This window comes from Micromonospora aridisoli (assembly GCF_056150025.1).
The window spans coordinates 138753-158038 of record NZ_JAXCFK010000009.1 but is presented as its reverse complement, the minus strand read 5'-3'; the positions used below and the strand labels follow the sequence as shown (position 1 = coordinate 158038).

The window sequence follows — 19286 nt, the reverse complement described above, 5'->3', positions numbered from 1 at the left end:
CTCCACTGAAACAGTCGTTTCACTGCGAGGGGAGCCGCATGAGACGGGATCGTTCGCCGGCCGACATCACCGTGCGCCCCGCCGACCGTCCGGGCGACCTGGGCTGGGTGGTCATGACCCACGGCGAGGTCTACCACCAGCAGTTCGGCTGGAACACGGCATTCGAGGCGCTGGTCGCGAAGATCGTCGCCGACTACGCCCTCGACCATGACCCGTCCCGCGAGGCGGCCTGGATCGCCGAAGCCGATGGCGAGCGCGCCGGATGCGTCTTCCTGGTCACCGGCGACGAACCCGAGACGGCCCGGCTACGCGTCCTGCTGGTGACCCCGGCCGCCCGCGGCCTCGGCGTCGGCACCCGCCTCGTCGAGCAGTGCCTCTCCTTCGCCCGCCGCGTCGACTACCGGCACGTCGTGCTCTGGACCAACGACGTGCTCCACTCCGCCCGCCGGATCTACCAGGCCGCCGGATTCACCCTCACCGAGGAGGAACCCCACCACAGCTTCGGACATGACCTGGTCGGCCAGACGTGGACCCTGAAGCTGTGACGAGTGGTCACAGGGCCAGCAGGCCCCGCTCCGCGAACCGGGCACGCACCCGGTCGAGCAGTTCGGGCGTGGGCGGCTCGGTGTCGGCGCAGGGAAACGGCACCCCCAGCGCGCGGTACTTGTGCTCGCCGAGCCGGTGGAACGGCAGCACCTCCACACGCTGCACGGTCGGCAGGGTGGCGACGAAGTCGGCGACGCCGGCCACATTGGCCGGGTCGTCGGTGAGGCCCGGCACGAGGACGAAGCGGATCCAGATCGGGGTGCCCCCCTCGGCGAGACGGCGGGCGAAGCGCAGCGTCGGCGCGACCGCACCGGTCCGGGTGACCCGGCGGTAGGTCGCCGGATCCCAGCTCTTGATGTCCAACAGCACCAGATCGGTCGCGTCGAGCAGTTCCGGGGTGGCGCGATCGCCCAGGAAACCGCTGGTGTCCAGGGCGGTGTGCAGGCCCATGTCCTTGCACCTGCGCAGCACGGCGGCGGTGAACCGTGCCTGTTGCAGCGGCTCGCCGCCGCTGAGCGTGACGCCACCACCGGCCACCTTGATGAACCGCTCGTACCGCCGGATCTCGGTGACCAGCTCGTCGACGGTCATCGGCCGGCCGCTGCGCTGGTACCAGGTGTCGGGGCTGTGGCAGAAGCGGCAGCGCAGCGGGCAGCCGGCGAGGAAGGCGACGAATCGGGTGCCGGGTCCGTCCACTCCGGTCGACGTGTCGAAGGAGTGGACGGACCCGACCACCGCACCGGCGGGGACGACGTGCGGGCGCGACGGCCAGACGATCGTCGTCATCAGAGCCGGCCGTGGAAGGTACGGGAGATGACGTCGCGCTGCTGCTCGCGGGTCAACCGGACGAAGTTCACCGCGTACCCGGAGACCCGGATGGTCAGTTGCGGGTACCGCTCGGGGTGCGCCATGGCGTCTTCGAGGGTGGCCCGGTCGAGGACGTTGACGTTGAGGTGGAAGCCGCCCGAGTCGGCGTAACCGTCGAGCACCCCGACCAGGTTGTCGATCTGCTCGTCGCGGGTGCGGCCCAGCCCGTCCGGGGTGACCGTGCTGGTGAGGGAGATGCCGTCGCGGGCGCTGGCGTACGGCAGCTTCGCCACCGACAGCGCCGCCGCGACCAGGCCGTGCGTGTCCCGGCCGTTCATCGGGTTCGCGCCGGGGGCGAACGGCTCGCCGGCCCGGCGACCGTCCGGGGTGTTGCCGGTGTGCTTGCCGTACACCACGTTCGACGTGATGGTGAGGACCGACAGGCTCGGCTCGGCACCCCGGTAGGTCGGCTGCGCCCGCACCTTCTCCATGAAACGCTCCACCAGGTCGACGGCGATCGCGTCGGCCCGATCGTCGTTGTTGCCGAAGGCCGGGTAGTCACCGTCGATGGTGTAGTCGGTGACCAGGCCGGTCTCGTCGCGCAGCACCTTCACCTGGGCGTGCCTGATCGCCGAGAGGCTGTCCACGGCGACGGAGAGCCCGGCGATTCCGGTGGCGAGGAAGCGGTGCACTGGGTGGTCGTGCAGCGCCATCTCCAGCCGCTCGTAGGCGTACTTGTCGTGCATGTAGTGGATGACGTTGAGCGCGCGTACGTAGGTGCGCGCGAGCCAGTCGAGGGTCCGGTCGAACGCGGCCAGGACGGTGTCGTAGTCCAGCACGTCGTCGGTGACCGGCGGCGTGGCGGGCGCGACCTGCTCGCCGCTGATCTCGTCCCGACCGCCGTTGATGGCGTAGAGCAGGGCCTTGGCGAGGTTGGCGCGGGCACCGAAGTACTGCATGTCCTTGCCGACGCGCATCGCCGACACGCAGCAGGCGATCGCCGTGTCGTCGGAGTACACCGGCCGGATCAGGTCGTCGTTCTCGTACTGGATGGCGCTGGTGTCCAGCGACACCTGGGCGCAGAAGCGCTTGAAACCGCTGGGCAGGTCGGCCGACCAGAGCACGGTCAGGTTCGGCTCCGGCGCCGGACCGAGGTTGTACAGCGTCTGCAGGTACCGGAAGCTGGTGCGGGTCACCAGCGGCCGACCGTCCGCGCCGACGCCGCCGATCGCCTCGGTGACCCAGGTGGGGTCGCCGGAGAACAACTCGTCGTACTCCGGGGTACGCAGGAACCGGATGATCCGCAGCTTGATCACGAAGTCGTCGATCAGCTCCTGCGCGGCGGACTCGGTGAGCCGGCCCTCGGCGATGTCGCGGTCCAGGAACACGTCGATGAAGGTCGACGTGCGTCCCAGCGACATGGCGGCGCCGTTCTGTTCCTTCGTGGCGGCCAGGTAGGCGAAGTAGAGCCACTGGATCGCCTCGCGGCCGGTGGCGGCGGGCGCGCCGATGTCGTAGCCGTAGCCGGCGGCCATCTCCCTGAGTTCGCCGAGGGCGCGGATCTGCTCGGCCAGTTCCTCACGGTCGCGGATGACCTCCTCGGTGCACGGGCGATCGTCCAGCGACGCCTTGATCGCCTCACGCTCGGCGACGAGGTGGTCGACGCCGTAGAGCGCGACCCGCCGGTAGTCGCCGATGATCCGGCCGCGGCCGTACGCGTCGGGGAGTCCGGTGACGATGTGCGAGCGCCGCGCCGCCAGCACGTCGGCGGGGTAGGCGTCGAAGACGCCGGCGTTGTGGGTCTTGCGGTACGTCGTGAAGATGCGGCGCACCTCCGGGTCGATCTCGAAGCCGTACGCCTTGAGCCCGCTCTCCACCATCCGCAGCCCACCGTTCGGCATGATCGCCCGGCGCAGCGGCGCGTCGGTCTGCAGGCCGACGATCAGCTCGCGATCCCGGTCGATCCAACCGGGCGCGTGCGAGGTGATCGTGGCGGGGGTGTGCGGGTCGACGTCGTAGATCCCGCGCTCGCGTTCGGCCACGAACATGTCGCGCAGCCCGTTCCACAACGCGGTGGTCCGGGCGGTCGGCCCGGCGAGGAACCGGGCGTCGCCCTGGTACGGGGTGACGTTGTCCCGGACGAAGGCGGCGACGTCGACCCGGTCGCGCCAGGCGTCGCCGCGGAAACCGCGCCACGGGTCGGGCCGCACCGTCGTGCTCTGCTGCTGGACCATGTCTCCTCCTGGAAGCTCTCTTCGAGCCTCCTCCCGGAGTGACCGGGCGGTCAGGGGCGAAAGACCCGGGTGGTCCGGGCCGCTAGCCACCGGCGTGGACACCGCTACAGCGACGACGATCAGAGTGCGACCGGACGACGTGACCGGCACCGACGATCGGAGTGATCCGTATGACCGCCGCGACTGCGACGAGCCGCCCGCCTGCCTCGGCCCCGCCGCCGGAGAGCGGGACGGCCGGCAAGCCCGGGACGGCCATCGAAACCTTGGTCGGCAATGGGCTCAAGGCCCTGGACGACTACGCCGCCTTCGACCAGGAGCTGATCGACCGGATCGTGGCGAAGGCATCCGTGGCAGCCCTGAGCCGGCACGCGGACCTGGCCCGGACGGCGGTGGCCGAGACCGGCCGTGGCGTGTTCGAGGACAAGGCCGTCAAGAACATCTTCGCGTGTGAGCACGTCACCAATCACATGGCGGGCCTGAAGACGGTCGGAGTCATCTCCCGCGACGAGATCAACGGCATCGTGGAGATCGCCGAGCCGGTCGGCGTGGTCTGCGCCGTCACCCCGGTCACCAATCCCACCTCGACGACCATCTTCAAGGCGTTGCTCGGCCTGAAGACCCGAAACCCGATGATCTTCGCCTTTCACCCGGCCGCCCAGCGGTGCAGCGCCGAGGCGGCCCGGGTGGTCCGGGACGCCGCCATCGCCGCGGGCGCGCCCGAGCACTGCATCCAGTGGATCGAGCAGCCCTCCGTCGAGGCCACCGGCGCGCTGATGAAGCACCCGGGAGTGTCCACGATCCTGGCCACCGGCGGAAACGGCATGGTCCGGGCGGCCTACTCGTCCGGGAAGCCGGCCCTCGGTGTGGGCGCCGGCAACGTGCCGGCGTACGTCCATCGCGACGCGAAGCTGCGCCGGGCGGCGCACGACATCGTGCTGTCGAAGTCGTTCGACAACGGCATGATCTGCGCCTCCGAACAGGCGGTGATCATCGACGCCGAGGTCTATCCGGCGGCGATGACCGAGTTCCGGCGACTGCACGCCCATGTCGCCACCCCCGACGAGAAGCGCCGGATCGAGGAGCTGATCTTCGGCGCCGCCGCCGGTGGCACCGACTGCGCCGGTGCGCGGCTCAACCCGCAGGTCGTCGGCCAGAGCGCGGTCTGGATCGCCGAGCGCGCCGGCCTGACCGTGCCGGCTGACACGTCGGTGATCCTGGTCGAGGTGGACCACGTCGGCCCGGCCGAACCGCTCACCCGCGAGAAGCTCTGCCCGGTCCTGGCGGTGCTGCGCGCCGAGTCCACCGAGGACGGCATCCGGCACGCCGAGCAGATGGTCGAGCTGAACGGTCTCGGCCACAGCGCGGTCATCCACACCGAGGACGCGCAACTCGTCGAGGAGTACGGGCGGCGGGTCAAGGCGGTGCGCATCATCTGGAACGCTCCCGCGTCGCAGGGCGGCATCGGCGACATGTACAACGCGTTCCTGCCGTCGTTGACGTTGGGTTGTGGCAGCTACGGACGCAACTCGGTGTCGAACAACGTCACCGCGGTCGACCTGCTCAACGTCAAGCGGATCGGCCGGCGGACCAACAACCTGCAATGGTTCAAGGTTCCACCGAAGATCTACTTCGAGCCGAACGCGATCCGCTACCTGGCCGACATGCCCGACGTGCACCGGGTCACCGTGGTCACCGACCACACGATGACCCGGCTGGGGTACGTCGACCGGCTGATCACCGTGCTGCAGCAGCGGCCCGAACGGGTGGCCCTGCAGATCATCGACGACGTCGAACCGGAGCCGAGCGTCGGCACGGTGGACCGGGGCGCGGAGCTGATGCGCTCGTTCCAGCCCGACACGATCGTCGCGTTGGGCGGGGGCTCGGCCATGGACGCCGCCAAGGTGATGTGGCTGCGCTACGAGCACCCGGAGGTGGTCTTCGCCGACATGCGGGAGAAGTTCTTCGACATCCGCAAGCGGGCGTTCAAGTTCCCGACGCTGGGGGAGCGGGCCCGACTGGTCTGCATTCCCACCACCTCCGGCACGGGTGCCGAGGTGACTCCGTTCGCGGTTATCACCGACACCGCCACCGGAAAGAAGTTCCCCCTCGCCGACTACGCCCTCACGCCGAGCGTGGCCATCGTCGACCCGGTGCTCGCCGCCGACCTGCCGCCCACCATCACGGCAGACAGCGGTTTCGACGCGCTGACCCACGCCACCGAGTCGTACGTCTCGGTCTACGCCAACGACTTCACCGACGGGCTCGCGTTGCAGGCCATCAAGCTGATCTTCAACTACCTGGAGCGGGCGGTGCGCGACGGCGCTGCCGACGCCGAGGCGCGGGAGAAGATGCACAACGCGGGCACCATCGCCGGCATGGCCTTCGGCAGCGCCTTCCTGGGCATCGTGCACGCCATGTCGCACACCCTGGGAGCCACCTTCCACGTGGCCCACGGACGCACCAACGCGATCCTGATGCCGCACGTCATCCGCTACAACGGCACGACACCGGCCAAGCTGACCGGGTGGCCCAAGTACGAGCACTACCGGGCACCGGAGCGGTTCCAGGACATCGCCCGGATGCTGGGCCTGCCGGCGGCCACCGCCCAGGAGGCGGTCGAGTCGTACGCCGCCGCGGTGGAGCGGCTACGCGACGCCGTCGGCATCGAGCCCTCCTTCCAGGCCATCGGCGTCGACGAGGAGGCCTTCCTCGCGGCGCTGCCGCAACAGGCGCTCAACGCCTACGAGGACCAGTGCGCACCGGCCAACCCGCGGATGCCGATGCTGGACGACATGCAGACCCTCATGCGAGCCGCCTACTACGGCAAGTGACCCGCCGCCGAGTTCGGCGCTCCGGCCCCACCTGGTGGAGCCGGGGCGCCGGGCGCGGTTTGCCCCGGGCGGTGCCGGGTAACCGCCGCCGTGCCCGCCGCGTCCCACCCAGGCCGCTGACGTGCCCGAAGGGCACCTCATCCACCGGTATGCCCGCGAGCAGCACGCCGCGCTCGCCGGGCGGGTGCTGGCCGTCTCCAGCCCGCAGGGCCGCTTCGACCCGGGCCCGTACGACGGGCGGCGGCTGCGCGCCGTCGAGGCGTACGGCAAGCACCTGCTCTATCACCTGGACGGCAGCCCGACCCTGCACGTGCACCTCGGCATGCGAGGGCTGTTCCTGCGTCAGGACCACCCGGACGCGGTGCCACGCGCCGGAGTGCGGATGCGCCTGGCCGGTCCCGACGTCGCGTACGACCTGATCGCCCCGATCCGGTGCGAGCCGCTGGCCACCAGCGGCGAGCGGGCGCTGCGCGAATCGCTCGGACCGGACCCGCTGCGCGCCGACGCCGACCCGGCGGCGGCGGTACGCCGGCTGGTCGCCGCCCGGGGCGCGGTCGGTGCCGCCGTGCTCGACCAGAGCGTGTGGGCCGGCATCGGCAACGCGTGGCGGGCCGAGCTGCTCTTCCTCGCCGGCCTGGACCCGGACACCCGGGGGATCGGGCCGCAACCGGCCCGGCGGCTGTGGCAGCTCGCCGTGCGGCACCTGGCCCTCGGCCGCGACGCCGGCCAGGTGGTCAGTGATCCGGCGGCACCGGAGGAGCGGTGGGTGTACAAGCGGCAGACGTGTCGGCGCTGCGGTGCGCCCGTGCGGGTCTGGCCGCTGGGAGGCCGCTCGGCCTACGCCTGCCCCGTCGATCAACCGAGCGTCGCAGCGGCGACGTAGGCGGGAGCCCTTTCCCGCTCCCACGACGCCCCGTGCGCGGGTGCCGCCCGGCCGGTGCCGCGAAAAAGTACGTGGTATCCACCCATGAACGGGCGGGGTCGGACCGGCATGCTCTGCGCGTATGAGCGTCGAGCCGATGCGACGGGCCGACGGCGCCCACGCTGCCGCCGGGCTCGACGACGGCTGGTGGGTGTCGGCCCTGGCGTTGCACGAGCGGGCCCGCGGCGTCGACCAGGTGACCGAGCGGCGGGATGAGGCATCCCGGGCCAGGTTCCACCGGTGGCGGGACCGGTACGGTCCGCATGGCGGGCCGATGTTCCGGCAGCGGCTTTCCGACGTCGGGCTCGACGAGGCCGGCCTGCGGCGGTTGCTCGCCGAGCCGCCGGCCGCGCTGGCCGCACGCGTCGCACGTCCCGGCTGGGTGGGGACGGTCGAGGCGGCGATCCGGTCGGCCGCCGTGCCGCCCACCGGGGCACCGGTGCCCGACCGCTGGCAGGAGGCGTTCGCCTGGCCGATGCGGACACTGGTCGCGGCGGCGGTCGAGCAGGCCGTCGCCCGGCTCACGCCGTACCAGGCCGCGGCGCGGCTCGACCTCGTCTCGGTGGCGGAAGGATTCCGCGCCGACCTGAGCTCCCGGCTGGTGAGCCTGGCTGCTCGCGCGATCGTGGTGGAGTTGCACGCCTGGCGTGACGGCGGCCGGCTGCGCGAGAGCGATGGCCGGCAGCGGTTCGCGGAGTTCGTGCGGCAGCTCACCGGGCCGGCCGGGCTGCGCCGGTTCTTCCGCACCTATCCGGTGCTGGCCCGGCTGCTGGCGGAGACGAGCCGCTTCGAGGCAGAGGCGGTGGCCACGACGCTGACCCGTTTCGCGGCCGACCGGGCCGACATCGTCCGGGTCGTGTTCGACGGAACCGATCCCGGCCCGCTCTGCGCCATCGGGGCCGGTCAGGGCGATCCGCACCAACGGGGGGACGTCGTCCGGGTCCTCCGCTTCACCAACGGGGCGCGGATCGTCTACAAGCCGCGTGGCATCGGGACGTCGCTGACCCTGACCGAGCTGATCACCTGGCTGAACGCCGCCAGCCCCGGCCTGGACCTGCGCACTCCGACCGTGCACGGATGCGGCGAGTACGGCTGGATGGAGTTCGTCGCTCCGACGCCGCTGACCGACGCCGCCGCCGCGGCGACCTACTACCGGCGCCTCGGGTCGTTGCTGGCGCTGCTGTACGTCGTGCACGCCACGGACATGCACTGCGAGAACCTCGTCGCCGCCGGCGACCAACCCGTCGTGATCGACGCGGAGACCCTGTTCCATCCGAGCCTGCCCGGAATCGGCGGCAGCGACCCGGCGGCCCGGGTGCTCGCCGGCTCGGTCGCCCGTACCGGGCTGTTGCCGTCTGCCGAGGTCGGCGAGCACGGGGCGGACACCTCCGCGCTGACCGGCTCGGTGGGTCCGACGACCTGGCGCTGGGAGTCGGCGGGCACCGACCAGATGCGGTACGCCGGCCGAGCGACGCAGGTCGTCGAGGGGCCGAGCCGACCACGCCTGGGCGGTCGGGTCGTCGACCCGGCGGCATACCAGCGGGACCTGCTGCACGGTTTCCGTTCCGGCTACGACGCCGCCTGTCGGGACCGGCGGCGGCTGACGGAGATAGTCCACCGCCGCGCCGACGTGCACGTGCGGGTGGTGCTCCGGCCCACCCGCGAGTACCACGCCCTGCTCACGGCCGCGGTGGATCCCGACGTGCTGCGCGACGGGCTCGACCGCGACCAGGTCTTCGACGCGTTGTGGACCTCGGCGCCCGACCAGCTGCGCCGGTCCGCGGCCCCGCACGAGGCGGTCGACCTGTGGGCCGGCGACATCCCGCTGTTCCGGACCCGTCCGGGCAGTAGCGAGGTGTGGACCGCGGAGCACGCCCTACTGCCGACGCCGTTGGCGGGACCCGAGAGCGACCGGGTGGCCGGGACCGTCGGCCGGCTCGGCGACGTGGATCTGCAGGATCAGGAGTGGATCGTCAAGGCGACGATGGCCACTCGCCGACCGATGCCGGCCCATCGGCTCGACCGGCCGGCGTTGACGAACCTGGACGCGGTCGCGGCCCCGCCGCAGCGGCTCCTCACCGCGGCGTGCGAGGTGGCTGACCGACTCGTCGCCCGCGGCATCGCCGACGGCGACCGGGTCAGCTGGCTGGGCGTCGAGCCGGTCGACGAGCGGCGGTGGCTGCTGCTGCCGACCGGGCTGGGCCTGGCGCACGGCACGCTCGGCATCGCGCTATTCCTGGCCCAGGCCGCCCGGCTGAGCGGAGTGCCGAGGTACGCCACGGTGGCCCGCAACGCGGTGCGGTCGTACCCGCAGCTGCGCAGCCTGCTCGCCGAACAACCGCACCTGGCGGCCGCGGTCGGTTGTGGCGGCCTGTCCGGCCTGGGCGGGATGGCCTACGGGCTGGCCCGGCTGGCGGTGCTGCTCGACGACGCGGAACTGGCCGCGCTGGCCGCGGAGACGGTCGACCTGGCCGCCACCGTGATCGGGCCGGCCCCGCCCGACTGGCGCGACGGCATCGCCGGTTGCCTGGCCGCGATGCTCGCGGTGCACCGCGAGTTGGGGCTGCGGTCGGCGCTGACACTCGCCCAACGCTGCGCCGACCTGCTGGTCCGGTTCGTCCGGCGGGCGGTACCGGGCGACGCGCCGGAGGGCTTCGTGACGGGCTGGGGTGGCATCGCGTACGCCCTGCACCGGATGGCGGAGGTGTCCTCCCGCTACCGGCCGCTGGCCGCCCGTGCCACGGCCCTGACACCCTCCACCTCCCCGATCTTCGAGGGCGTTCCCGGCTGGTGCGCCGGGGAGGCCGGACGGCTGCTGGCCGCCACGGTCGCGGACCGCCCGGCCGCCGCCGTCGAACGGGATCTGCGGGCGCTGACCGTCCGGCAGGTGCCGCGGGACCTGAGCCTGTGCCACGGTGAGATGGGCGTCGCCGAGGTGCTGACCGTACTCGCCGAGGACGGCCACCCGCAGGCGGCGCGGGAGCGTAACCGCCGCGCCGGGCTCGTGCTCGACGCGATCCACCGGCACGGCCCGATCTGCGGGACTCCCGACGAGGTGGAGACGCCGAGCCTGCTCACCGGGCTGGCCGGGATCGGGTACGGGCTGTTGCGCCTCGGCCTTCCCGCCCAGGTGCCCTCGGTGCTGCTACTGCAGGCGGCGGAGCCGAGAGGATGAGCCAGGCGTCGCCGGTTCGAGGTCGTTCGGTCACAATGGACGGAGCCCAATGAGGCCCGCTACCCCGGGAGGTTGCATGTTCAGCGGCGATGACAACCAGACGCACCGTGTCGAGCGCCACGACGAGCCCAAGCACCGTAGATCGACCTTCGGGGTGCGGGCCGCGATCCTCGCCGGACTGGTCGTCGCCACCACCGGCGGCGTCGCCGCCGTGGAGTTCACCGAGGACCCGGTTCGGATGATCGCCGAACCGCACTCGACCTGTTGCCCCCCGGAAGAACGCTGATCGCGCCGATGTCGTCGCCGGGCCCGGCCAGGCGGGCCGACGCCACCGCACCGGGCCCGACCCGACACGCGCCGTGGACGAGGATGTGCACCGACGGTAACATCCGCCAGCCGTGAGGAGTCGTTCGTCAATCATCGTCGGCCGGGACGACGAGCGACGTGTCATCGAGGAGAGGCTGGCCGCCGCCCGGGCGGGTGCCGGCGCGGCCGTCTTCCTCGTCGGTGAGGGAGGCATCGGCAAGTCCCGGCTGGCGGCTGCCGCCGCAGACCTCGCCTACGCCAGCGGTATGCGACTGATGCAGGGACGCAGCAGCACCACCGGGCCACTGGTGCCGTACCGGCCGCTGACCGAGGCGATCCTGTCGCTGGTGCGCTCCGGCGACGCGGTGGACCTCGACGCGCTCGGTCCGTACCGGCCGGTGCTGGCCCGGCTGGTGCCGGACCCCCGTTCCGCCGGGATGGAGCACAGCGACGCCTCCCTGGTCATCCTCGCCGAGGCCGTGCTCCGGTTCACCGCGCTGGCCGGGCAGGGCACCGGCTGCCTGGTGACGTTGGAGGATCTGCACGACGCCGACTCAGAGACCCTCGGCGTGACCGAGTACCTGGTCGACAACCTGTCCCAGCAACACACCCTCCTGCTCGGAACGCTGCGCTCCGAGCCGTGCCCCGCGCTGGACCTGGCCCGCTCGGTCGTCCAGCGCGGGCATGGTCTGCTGATCGAGCTGCACCGGCTCGACCGGGCCGAGGTGCTCCAGATGATCGCCAGCTACCTCGAGACGACGATCGGGGACGTTCCGCCGGCGGTCACCGAGCTGGTCTGGGCCGGTAGCACCGGCAACCCCTTCCTCGTCGAGGACCTGCTGGCCAGCATGTGGCACAGCGACGTGCTCGTGGAGACGCCCACCGGCTGGCGGCTACACGAGGAAGCCTTGGCCAACCGCCCCGACACGTTCCTCCGCAGCGTCCGTCGCCGCACCGAGCAACTGTCCGGGCCGGCCCGGGATCTCATCATGGCGGGCGCGTTGCTCGGCTCCCGGTTCCCACTCAGCGTCGCGCAGGCCGTGACCGGCATGACCGACCGGGAGCTGCTCACCCACCTGCAGGGCCCGGTCGCGGCGCAGCTTGTCGCCGCCGACGACCGGGCCCCGGACTGGTACCGGTTCCAGCATCCGCTGGTCCAGGAGGCGCTGCTGAGCCTGCTGCAGCCCGCCGAACGGATCCGGCTGGCCCGCCGGGCGGCCGAAGCGGTCGTCGCTGTGCATCCCGGCCTGCCCGGCGAGTGGTGCCAGGTCGCTGCCACCCTGCGGCACGCGGCCGGGGAGCGGATCGCCGCTGGCCGGCTCTTCGCCGAGGCGGGGCGACGCTCCCTCACCGCGGGTGCCGCCAGCTCGGCGGTCGCCCTGCTCGAACGCGCGTGGGACCTGCTGGCTGAGGACGAACCCGCCGGCCGCGCGGACGCGTTGGAGCCGCTGATCTACGCGTTGGTCGAGGCCGGACGGATGGACCGCGCGCTGGCCGCCGTGCAGATCGTCGAGCAGATGGGCGGGGCGCTGGACCGGCGGCGGCTGGCCCGCCTGCACACCCGGCTCGCCTGGGCCGCGATGCTGGCCGGCGACCCCGACGAAGGGCTGGAGCGGGTGCGGGCCGCCCGCACCCTGCTCGGCACCGACGCGCCGCCCGCCGACCTCGCCGAGGTCGACGTCGTCTCCGCCCACCTGGAACTGGACCGGCCCGGGCCGGACCTGACCAGGGTCGAGCAGATGGCCCGGCAGGCGGCACGGGTGGCGCAGTCCGTGCCCCTGCCGGTCGTCGCCTGCCAGGCCTGGCAACTGCTCGGCGCGCTGGTGCGCCAACGCGACGCGGCGGAGGCCACCACGTGTCTGGAACGCAGCCGGGTGATCGCGGTGGAACACGACCTGCCGATCTGGGAGATACACGCCCTGGTCCGGCTCGGCAACGACGACGCGCTGCGCGAGGCTGACACGGCGCGTCTGGAGCAGGCCAGCGCCCAGGCCGCCCGGATCGGCGCGGTGACCGCCCGTCACCAGGCGGAGGCGAGCATCGCCCTGCAGGCGATCCTGCGCGGCGAGTTCACCCGGGCGTCGACCCTGATCGAGCAGGTGCGCATCGCCACGGGCAGGCTGCGGCTCCGGGAGACGACCGAGTACGTCCGGCTGCTCCAGGTGGTCCTCGCCGCCCACCGCGGGCGCCGGAGGGAGATGGACACCGCTCTCGCCCAACTCACGGCCGAGCACGGCGAGCAGAGCCGCAACAGCCCCCGCATCCACGGGCTGGCCCGCGCGTTCTGCGCCCTGCTGGAGGAGAACCGGCAGCGGGCGGGGGAGGAGCTGGCCCTGGCGTTCGCGGCGGAGGACCGCCATCCCGGTACGGTCCAACTCGTCGGACAACACGGCATCGGCCTCCTGCTCGCCGCGATGTCAGCCGATGGTGAGGTGCCGCCGGGCACCGCCTTGAGCCCGTTCCGCTGGGACCGCCAGTTCGCGCTCTTCGCGCGGGCGGTGGCCGCCGGGCGGGCCGGAGACGCGACCGGCGCGACCAACGCGGTCGCCGAGGCGCTACGGGTCGGTCAGCCGTACCCGATGGGGCGAAACCTGGGACTGCGGCTGGTCGCCGAGGCGGCCCAGCGCGACGGGTGGGGTGATCCGGTCGACTGGCTGCGGACCGCCGAGGAGCACTTCCACCAGGCCGAGGTCAGCGCCGTCGCCGGCGCCTGCCGTACCCTGCTGCGTGCCGCCGGCGCGCGGGTGCCGCAGCGACGGACCAGCTTCGACCAGGTGCCCGAAGCGCTGCGGTCGGTCGGGGTCACCGCGCGGGAGTTCGAGGTGATGCGGCTGCTGGTCGACCGCCTCAGCAATCGGGAGATCGCCGAGCGCCTGTTCCTGTCCGCCCGCACGGTGGAGCGGCACATCTCCAATCTGATCGTCAAGACCGGCCTGCGGAACCGGATCGCGCTGGGCGAGTTCACCCGCGAGCACTGCGGCTGACCGCCGTCGGCCCGCCACCGGATCAGCGCCGTGCCCCCGCCCCGGACAGCGTCACCACCCGGTCGAACCGGTCGTCGAGTTCCTCGTCTCCGTGCAGCACCATGAGCAGGCCGCGACCCTGGGTGTGCTCGGTCAGTTCCCGCAGCGCCACATCTCGGGCCTCGTCGTCGAGGTTGGCGAACGGTTCGTCGACGAGGTAGACGTCGGCGTCCTCGCAGAGCAGGGCGGCGATGCCGACCTTCTGCCGCTGCCCGGAGGAGAGCCGGGTGGGCAACTGGTCGTCCAGCCCGCCCAGTCCCATCGAGGCCCGCAGACCCTCGTCGGGGACCAGGTCGCGTACCGGCAAGGGTGGCAACTGAACCGGTGCGGTAAGCGAGGCGACCCGGGGCGGCAGCGTGACCAGACCGGCGTCGGGTGCGAGAGTGCCGGCGACGATCTGCAACAGCGTGGTCTTCCCGCAGCCGTTGGGCCCGCGCAGCAGCACGTGCTCACCGGGCTGCAGCTCGAAGTTCTCGATCGACACACGGGTGTCGGCGTCGTACGAGACCCGTACCCCGTGCAGCAGCACCATCGGGCCGCGCTCGTGGTACGGGGCCGTGGTGAGGCCGCGCAGCGTGTGGATCCGCCGTAGCACGGCGGCGTTGCGACGGAACTGCGGGATGGTGTTGATGACGGTGAGGATGCCGGTGACCGCCCGCCACAGTGCGTTCACGAAGGCGAGGAAACCACCGAAGGACATCCGGCCGGCGAACACGAAGAAGGCACCGACGACCATGGCGGCGGTGTCCGACAGGTTCATGGTGAGGTCACTGAGCGTGCGTTGCCGGAGGTTGAGGCGATGATTGACGAAGGTGATGTCGAGGAATCCCGACAGCGCCGTGCGGTTGGCCGCCCTGGTGCCCGGCAGCAGCAGCGGCAGTCCGCGCACCGCACGGACAGCCTCCAGCGTCCGGGTCAGCTTGTTGATGTATCGGGCCTCGGCCTCCCGCTCGGGATCGGTGTTGTCTCCGATCCGTTTGGCGATGCGGTTGCTGACGAACACCAACGGCGGAACGATGACCAGCAGGATCAGACTCGCCTGCCAGGACAGGTAGAGCAGCACGCCGACGAAGACGACCGAGGCGACGACCTGCTTGGCCACCCGGACGGAGACGTCGATGGCCGGCAGCACGCCCTCCCGGACGTCGTTGTGGATCCGGCTGACGTACGAGGCGTTGCCGGCGGTGGACATCTGCCGGCTGTCCAGCCCGAGCGTACGGTCCAGCAACTCCATTTCCAGCGACAGCACGAACGAGTTCTCGAACCGCTTGCGCCACCACGAATTCGCGTAGGCCCCGAGGTTGATGGCGAGGCCGAGCAGCAGATAGAACGCGCCGAGGGTGAGGAACCGGCCGAAGTCGCCGGCCAGGACCGCCTGGTCGAAGATGGCCTTGATCAGTAGCGGATGCAGCAGGGCCTCGGTGCCACCGAGGATCGCTTCGATCACGAGGATCAGCACGAACCGGGGCCGGTTGCCGTGCAGCGTGCGCCACAGCTCGCTCACCGTGGCGCCTCGTCGAGCAGAAAGTCCGTCGTCCCGCCGTGGTTGACCCGGTGCAGCACCCGCAGCACCCCGGCCGAGCCGGTCATGAGGTCACAGGCGCACCGCAGCAGCCCTTCGCCGGGCATCGCCAGCGGGGTGGTGTCGCCGTGCCGGGGCACCCCGAACCGCTGCGCGGGTTCGAAGAGGAAGACCTTCCGGACATAGTCGAGCTGCCGCAGGGCGACCTGACGGTACGACCGGTCGCCGAGGATCTCGGCCGCGTCCAGCAGCGCGTCGGCGATCCCGCTCATGCCGAAGGCGTAGCCCGGCATCGCGGCGTAGTCGATGTCCAGGCTCCGCAGGACCGGTCGCGCCGCCGCCAGGTCGCCGTAGCGAAGCAGCACCTGTGCGACCCCGGCCGAGCCCACCTCCACGTACGGCAACAGGGTCCGGTTGTGCTCGAAGGTGAGCGAATCACCGTCCCCCCAGGGGCGGGCGTTGGCCATCTCCCAGTCCAGCGCCCGCCGGCCGAGCCGCAGGTAGGACTCGTCCCGGGTCACCTGGTACATCCGCAGCAGGAACAGCGCGACGCCGGCCTGACCGAAGCCCAGTCCGGTCAGTGGGCCGTCGATGGCGAACTCGTTGAGCCAGTAGACGTGCTCGCCGTCGCGGTGCGCGCTCTCGCGGAGCAGCTCCGCGCACCGCCGGGCTGCGGCGAGGTCACCTTCGGCGTGCCCGCGCAGGTAGAAGCGAAGGTTGACCATGCCGAGCCCGGCGAGCCCGTAGTAGAAGGTGTAGTCCTCCGAGCCGGTGACCCGGCGGTTGGCCTGTGCCAACAGTTCCCGTGCCGGATCGTGGGTTCCGATGTCGTCGAGGGCCCAGGCGATGCCCGCCAGTCCGCTCATCAGCCCGTTCGGGTACTCGTCGATCTCGATCCCGTTCACCCGCTCGTCGAGCCAGGTACGCCACTGCGCCCGGATGGGCAGCCCGGAGCGGTCCAGCGCCCACAGCACGCCGGTGGCACCGAAGCCGAGGCTCAACGGGTTGGTGAGGTGCGCGAACGGGTCCACCGGGAACAGCGTGCGCCGGTCAAGGTCGGCCGTGGCCTCGATGAACGCGCCGACTCCGGCCTCCACCTCGGCGAGTCCGAGCCGTTCCTCGACCACCGGCGGGCGGGCCGGCAGCTCGACCCGCTCGATCAGTTCGGCCTCGTTCTGAAGCTGGTCGAGTACCTCGCCGAGCGACGTCTTGGCCTCGGACAGGTCGACGAGCATCTTGTGGATCTCCTCGGGCCAGCCGAGGTTGTCGGTGTAGACCCGGTAGAGGTCGAAGACGTTCTCCCGCAGGAACGACATCGCCGCGATGGGGAAGATGAAGTAGGACATGATGGCCGCGACGCTGTACAGGTCGCCCTCGGTGGAGGAGGCGCCGCCGAAGCGCCGCGAGTGGCTGAAGCCCGGCGTGTACAGCTCGATCGACTGCTGTAGGTGCTGGTCCTCGTCGGTGGATTCGGCCAGCCGGCACGATTCCAGGTCGATGACGGTGACCTGGAAGGTCTCGCGGTCGATGAGCAGGTTGGTGGCGGTGAGGTCGCCGAGGATCACGTGCCGTTCGTGCGCGGCCTGGATCGCGCCGGCCAGACCGCGGAAGACGGTGAGGAAGACGCGCAGGAAGTCCCGTGACGCGGCGGCGTCGAAGCGCGGCTTGACGAGCGGGTTGTGCTCGAACAGGATCGCCCGGATGTCGGAGCCCTCGACGAACTCCTCGGCGAGGAAGTGGTGCTCCCAGTGGCGGAACGCGGCCACCGGGGCCGGGAACGAGCCGACGTCGGCCAGCCGGTTCAGGAACGTCCACTCGCGCGCGTTGATGTCGACCGCGTCGTGGCCCTCGCGCAGGTTGAGGTGCGTGTGGGGACGGGCCTCCTTGATCACGACCGGCCGGTCGCCGTTCGCGGTGTCCTCGGCGCGGTAGACGCCACCGCTGCTGGAGAACTGGATCGCCTCGACCACCCGGAAACGCCCGCCGAGGAGTTCCTCGTCGTCGGCGTCCTCCGCCGGCTTCCAGTCGTCCAGCGGCCACGGCAGCCACCAGGGTTGGGAGAACGCCGGCTTCCGGTCGTCGGGCAGCGGCCCGTCAGGCCCCATGATGTACGGCACCCGCCGGCCCATGGCGTCGACGGTGTGGGTGTCCAGCAGTTGGCCGTAGCGGAAGTAGAGCGCCCTGCAGTCCCGGTAGCGCAGGTCGGAGAGCACGTACGCGCCCTCGGCGTCGGCCAGGAGCCGCGCGAGGTCGGCGAGGCACCTGCGGAACTCGTCGTCGTCGTTCGGATAGATCGTGATGAGCTTGCCGGAACTGCCCCGAGCCATGCCCTTGGAGTTGAGCATCTCGAAGATGTTGAGATCCAGCGCGACCTTGAAGTCGACGCCCTGTTCGACCAGGTAGCCGATGACCGTGCCGACGACCTCGCGCACATGGTGCCGCGACGCGGAGACATGGATCTTCCACCCCTGCGTGGGCAGGGCGGGATTGTGCCGGTAGCTCCACCAGATGCCGGAGCGGACGAACCGCGACCGGGTCTCGTCGTCCAGCTCGGACAGAAAGTGGTCCGGTCGTGGCCGGTAGTAGACGTCGAGCGGATCGTAGAAGAGCGTGTCGTCCCAGGCGAAGAGGAACCGGTTGACCCATCGTTCGTCGCGCATACCAACCTGCCCGCGTGGCTCGTCATGAGTGGGTACGTCCGCCGGTGAAGCGAGGGGCCAGGTAGGGCACGGGGGCGTCCCTACCTGGCCCGGACATCACTTCTGCTGCTCGTTGTTGCAGCAAGAGTGGGTGCTGCTGCTGCAGCTGTTGCCCAGCACGCCGTACTCGACGGCGCGCGGCTGCATGGTCTGCAGACGGAGAACGCTCATCCTGTTCACCTCCTCCGCTGGACGTAGTAGCTCGGAGTACCGGCAGACATCAGCTCCTGCCGATGCGCTCAAGCTAGTGAGAGCCGGGGCGGCGGCACATGCGGGACCGACCCCCACCTTCGACGACACCCGGTCCCGGAAGGCCGGACGAAAGTGCGTGGCTCTCCCGGATTGACGCGCCGCGCTCCTTAACCGGGTGCGCCCAGGAACCGGCTTCAGCACAATCGTCGGATGCCGATGATCTCTTTGCGGGACCGAGTGGTGATCGTGACCGGGGCGAGCCGGAGCGTCGCCATCGGTGCCGCCGTGGCCCGGCGGTGTGTTGCGGAAGGGGCGGCCGTCCTGTTGCATTCCTGGGTGCCCTACGACGTCGAGCAGCCGTGGGGCGCCGATGAGCAGGGGCCGGAGGAACTTGCCGCCGAACTGCGCCACCAGGGAGGCCGGGTCGAACACGTCTCCATGGACCTGAGCGCACCGGACGCGCCGGCCGCGCTGGTCGACGCCGCCCGGGCAACCTTCGGGCACGTCGACGCGGTGGTAGCCAATCACGCGCGTAGCGTCGACCAGTCGCTGGAAGACCTCACGGCCGCGGAACTGGACCTGACCTTCGCGGTCAACACCCGGGCCAGCCTGCTGCTCGTCAAAGCCTTCGCCGCGCAGCACGACGACGCCCGCCGGGGCGGGCGGGTACTGCTGTTCACCTCCGGGCAGTACCACGACGCCATGCCGAAGGAACTGCCGTACATCGCTTCCAAAGCCGCGTTGCACGAGGTGACCCGGAGCCTCGCCGTCCACCTCATGCCCCGGGGTGTCACGGTCAACTGCATCGACCCGGGGCCCAACGACACCGGCTACGCCGACGACGGGACGCGAGCCGCCATCGCGGCGATCAGCCCCGGCGGACGCTGGGGCACCCCGACCGACACCGCCCGCCTGGTCACCTGGCTGCTCAGCGACGAGGCGGACTGGGTCACCGGCCAGACGATCGCCTCCGACGGCGGTTGGTCAGCACGGTGAACCCCCGCGTGCGGCCGCCGTCCATACGGGTCG

At 71.4% G+C, this 19286-nt stretch carries 12 protein-coding genes; 7 read left to right on the top strand and 5 right to left on the bottom strand.

The genetic code is table 11. From position 1 onward, the window contains the following. Positions 1–38 precede the first annotated feature (38 nt). Entirely contained in the window at positions 39–545 is a 507-nt protein-coding gene (locus tag SM447_RS20030; protein WP_474574361.1) for a GNAT family N-acetyltransferase, read from the top strand. A 7-nt stretch (positions 546–552) separates the two neighbouring features. On the opposite strand, the gene pflA is transcribed toward SM447_RS20030, so the two are convergent. Together pflA and pflB are read right to left on the bottom strand one after the other, a co-directional pair. Further along, positions 553–1332 carry a pyruvate formate-lyase-activating protein gene (gene pflA, locus SM447_RS20025; protein WP_474574360.1) on the bottom strand — a complete coding sequence of 260 codons (780 nt, stop codon included), beginning with the start codon at positions 1330–1332 and terminating at the stop codon, positions 553–555. Beyond that, positions 1332–3587, bottom strand: a complete 2256-nt coding sequence (pflB, locus tag SM447_RS20020; protein WP_474574359.1) for a formate C-acetyltransferase — start codon at positions 3585–3587, stop codon at positions 1332–1334. Before pflB ends, pflA begins: the two co-directional genes overlap by 1 nt. Before the next feature lie 170 nt (positions 3588–3757). Between pflB and adhE the strand changes: the two genes are divergently transcribed. The 5 genes from adhE (at position 3758) to SM447_RS19995 (ending at position 13805) form a co-directional block, all read left to right on the top strand. Beyond that, positions 3758–6418, top strand: coding sequence for a bifunctional acetaldehyde-CoA/alcohol dehydrogenase (gene adhE / locus SM447_RS20015; protein ID WP_474574358.1), 2661 nt, complete (start codon positions 3758–3760; stop codon positions 6416–6418). A gap of 121 nt (positions 6419–6539) precedes the next feature. Continuing rightward, the gene (locus SM447_RS20010) at positions 6540–7301 is read left to right on the top strand and encodes a DNA-formamidopyrimidine glycosylase family protein (RefSeq protein ID WP_474574357.1); all 762 of its coding nucleotides are present in this window, start codon (positions 6540–6542) and stop codon (positions 7299–7301) included. Positions 7302–7422: 121 nt separating this feature from the next. Continuing rightward, positions 7423–10515: a type 2 lanthipeptide synthetase LanM family protein gene (locus tag SM447_RS20005; RefSeq protein ID WP_474574356.1), complete on the top strand. Its 3093-nt coding sequence runs from the start codon at positions 7423–7425 to the stop codon at positions 10513–10515. Between the two features lie 76 nt (positions 10516–10591). Further along, complete coding sequence (locus tag SM447_RS20000; protein WP_474574355.1) at positions 10592–10801, top strand: hypothetical protein; 210 nt, start codon at positions 10592–10594, stop codon at positions 10799–10801. A 112-nt stretch (positions 10802–10913) separates the two neighbouring features. Beyond that, entirely contained in the window at positions 10914–13805 is a 2892-nt protein-coding gene (locus SM447_RS19995; protein ID WP_474574354.1) for an ATP-binding protein, read from the top strand. A gap of 22 nt (positions 13806–13827) precedes the next feature. Here the strand turns inward: SM447_RS19995 and SM447_RS19990 are convergent, their stop codons facing one another. The 3 genes from SM447_RS19990 to SM447_RS19980 all read right to left on the bottom strand — a co-directional run bounded on the left by SM447_RS19990 (position 13828) and on the right by SM447_RS19980 (position 18236). After that, on the bottom strand, positions 13828–15348 hold the full coding sequence (locus SM447_RS19990) for an ATP-binding cassette domain-containing protein (protein WP_474574353.1): 1521 nt from the start codon (positions 15346–15348) through the stop codon (positions 13828–13830). Next, positions 15345–18026 (bottom strand): class III lanthionine synthetase LanKC, encoded by a 2682-nt coding sequence (gene lanKC, locus SM447_RS19985; protein WP_474574352.1) that lies wholly within the window; start codon positions 18024–18026, stop codon positions 15345–15347. The genes SM447_RS19990 and lanKC overlap by 4 nt, the downstream gene beginning before the upstream one ends. A 96-nt stretch (positions 18027–18122) precedes the next feature. Next, positions 18123–18236: a class III lanthipeptide gene (locus SM447_RS19980; protein ID WP_474574351.1), complete on the bottom strand. Its 114-nt coding sequence runs from the start codon at positions 18234–18236 to the stop codon at positions 18123–18125. A 231-nt stretch (positions 18237–18467) separates the two neighbouring features. Between SM447_RS19980 and SM447_RS19975 the strand changes: the two genes are divergently transcribed. Beyond that, positions 18468–19253 carry an SDR family oxidoreductase gene (locus SM447_RS19975; RefSeq protein WP_474574350.1) on the top strand — a complete coding sequence of 262 codons (786 nt, stop codon included), beginning with the start codon at positions 18468–18470 and terminating at the stop codon, positions 19251–19253. The last annotated feature ends 33 nt before the right edge of the window (positions 19254–19286 follow it).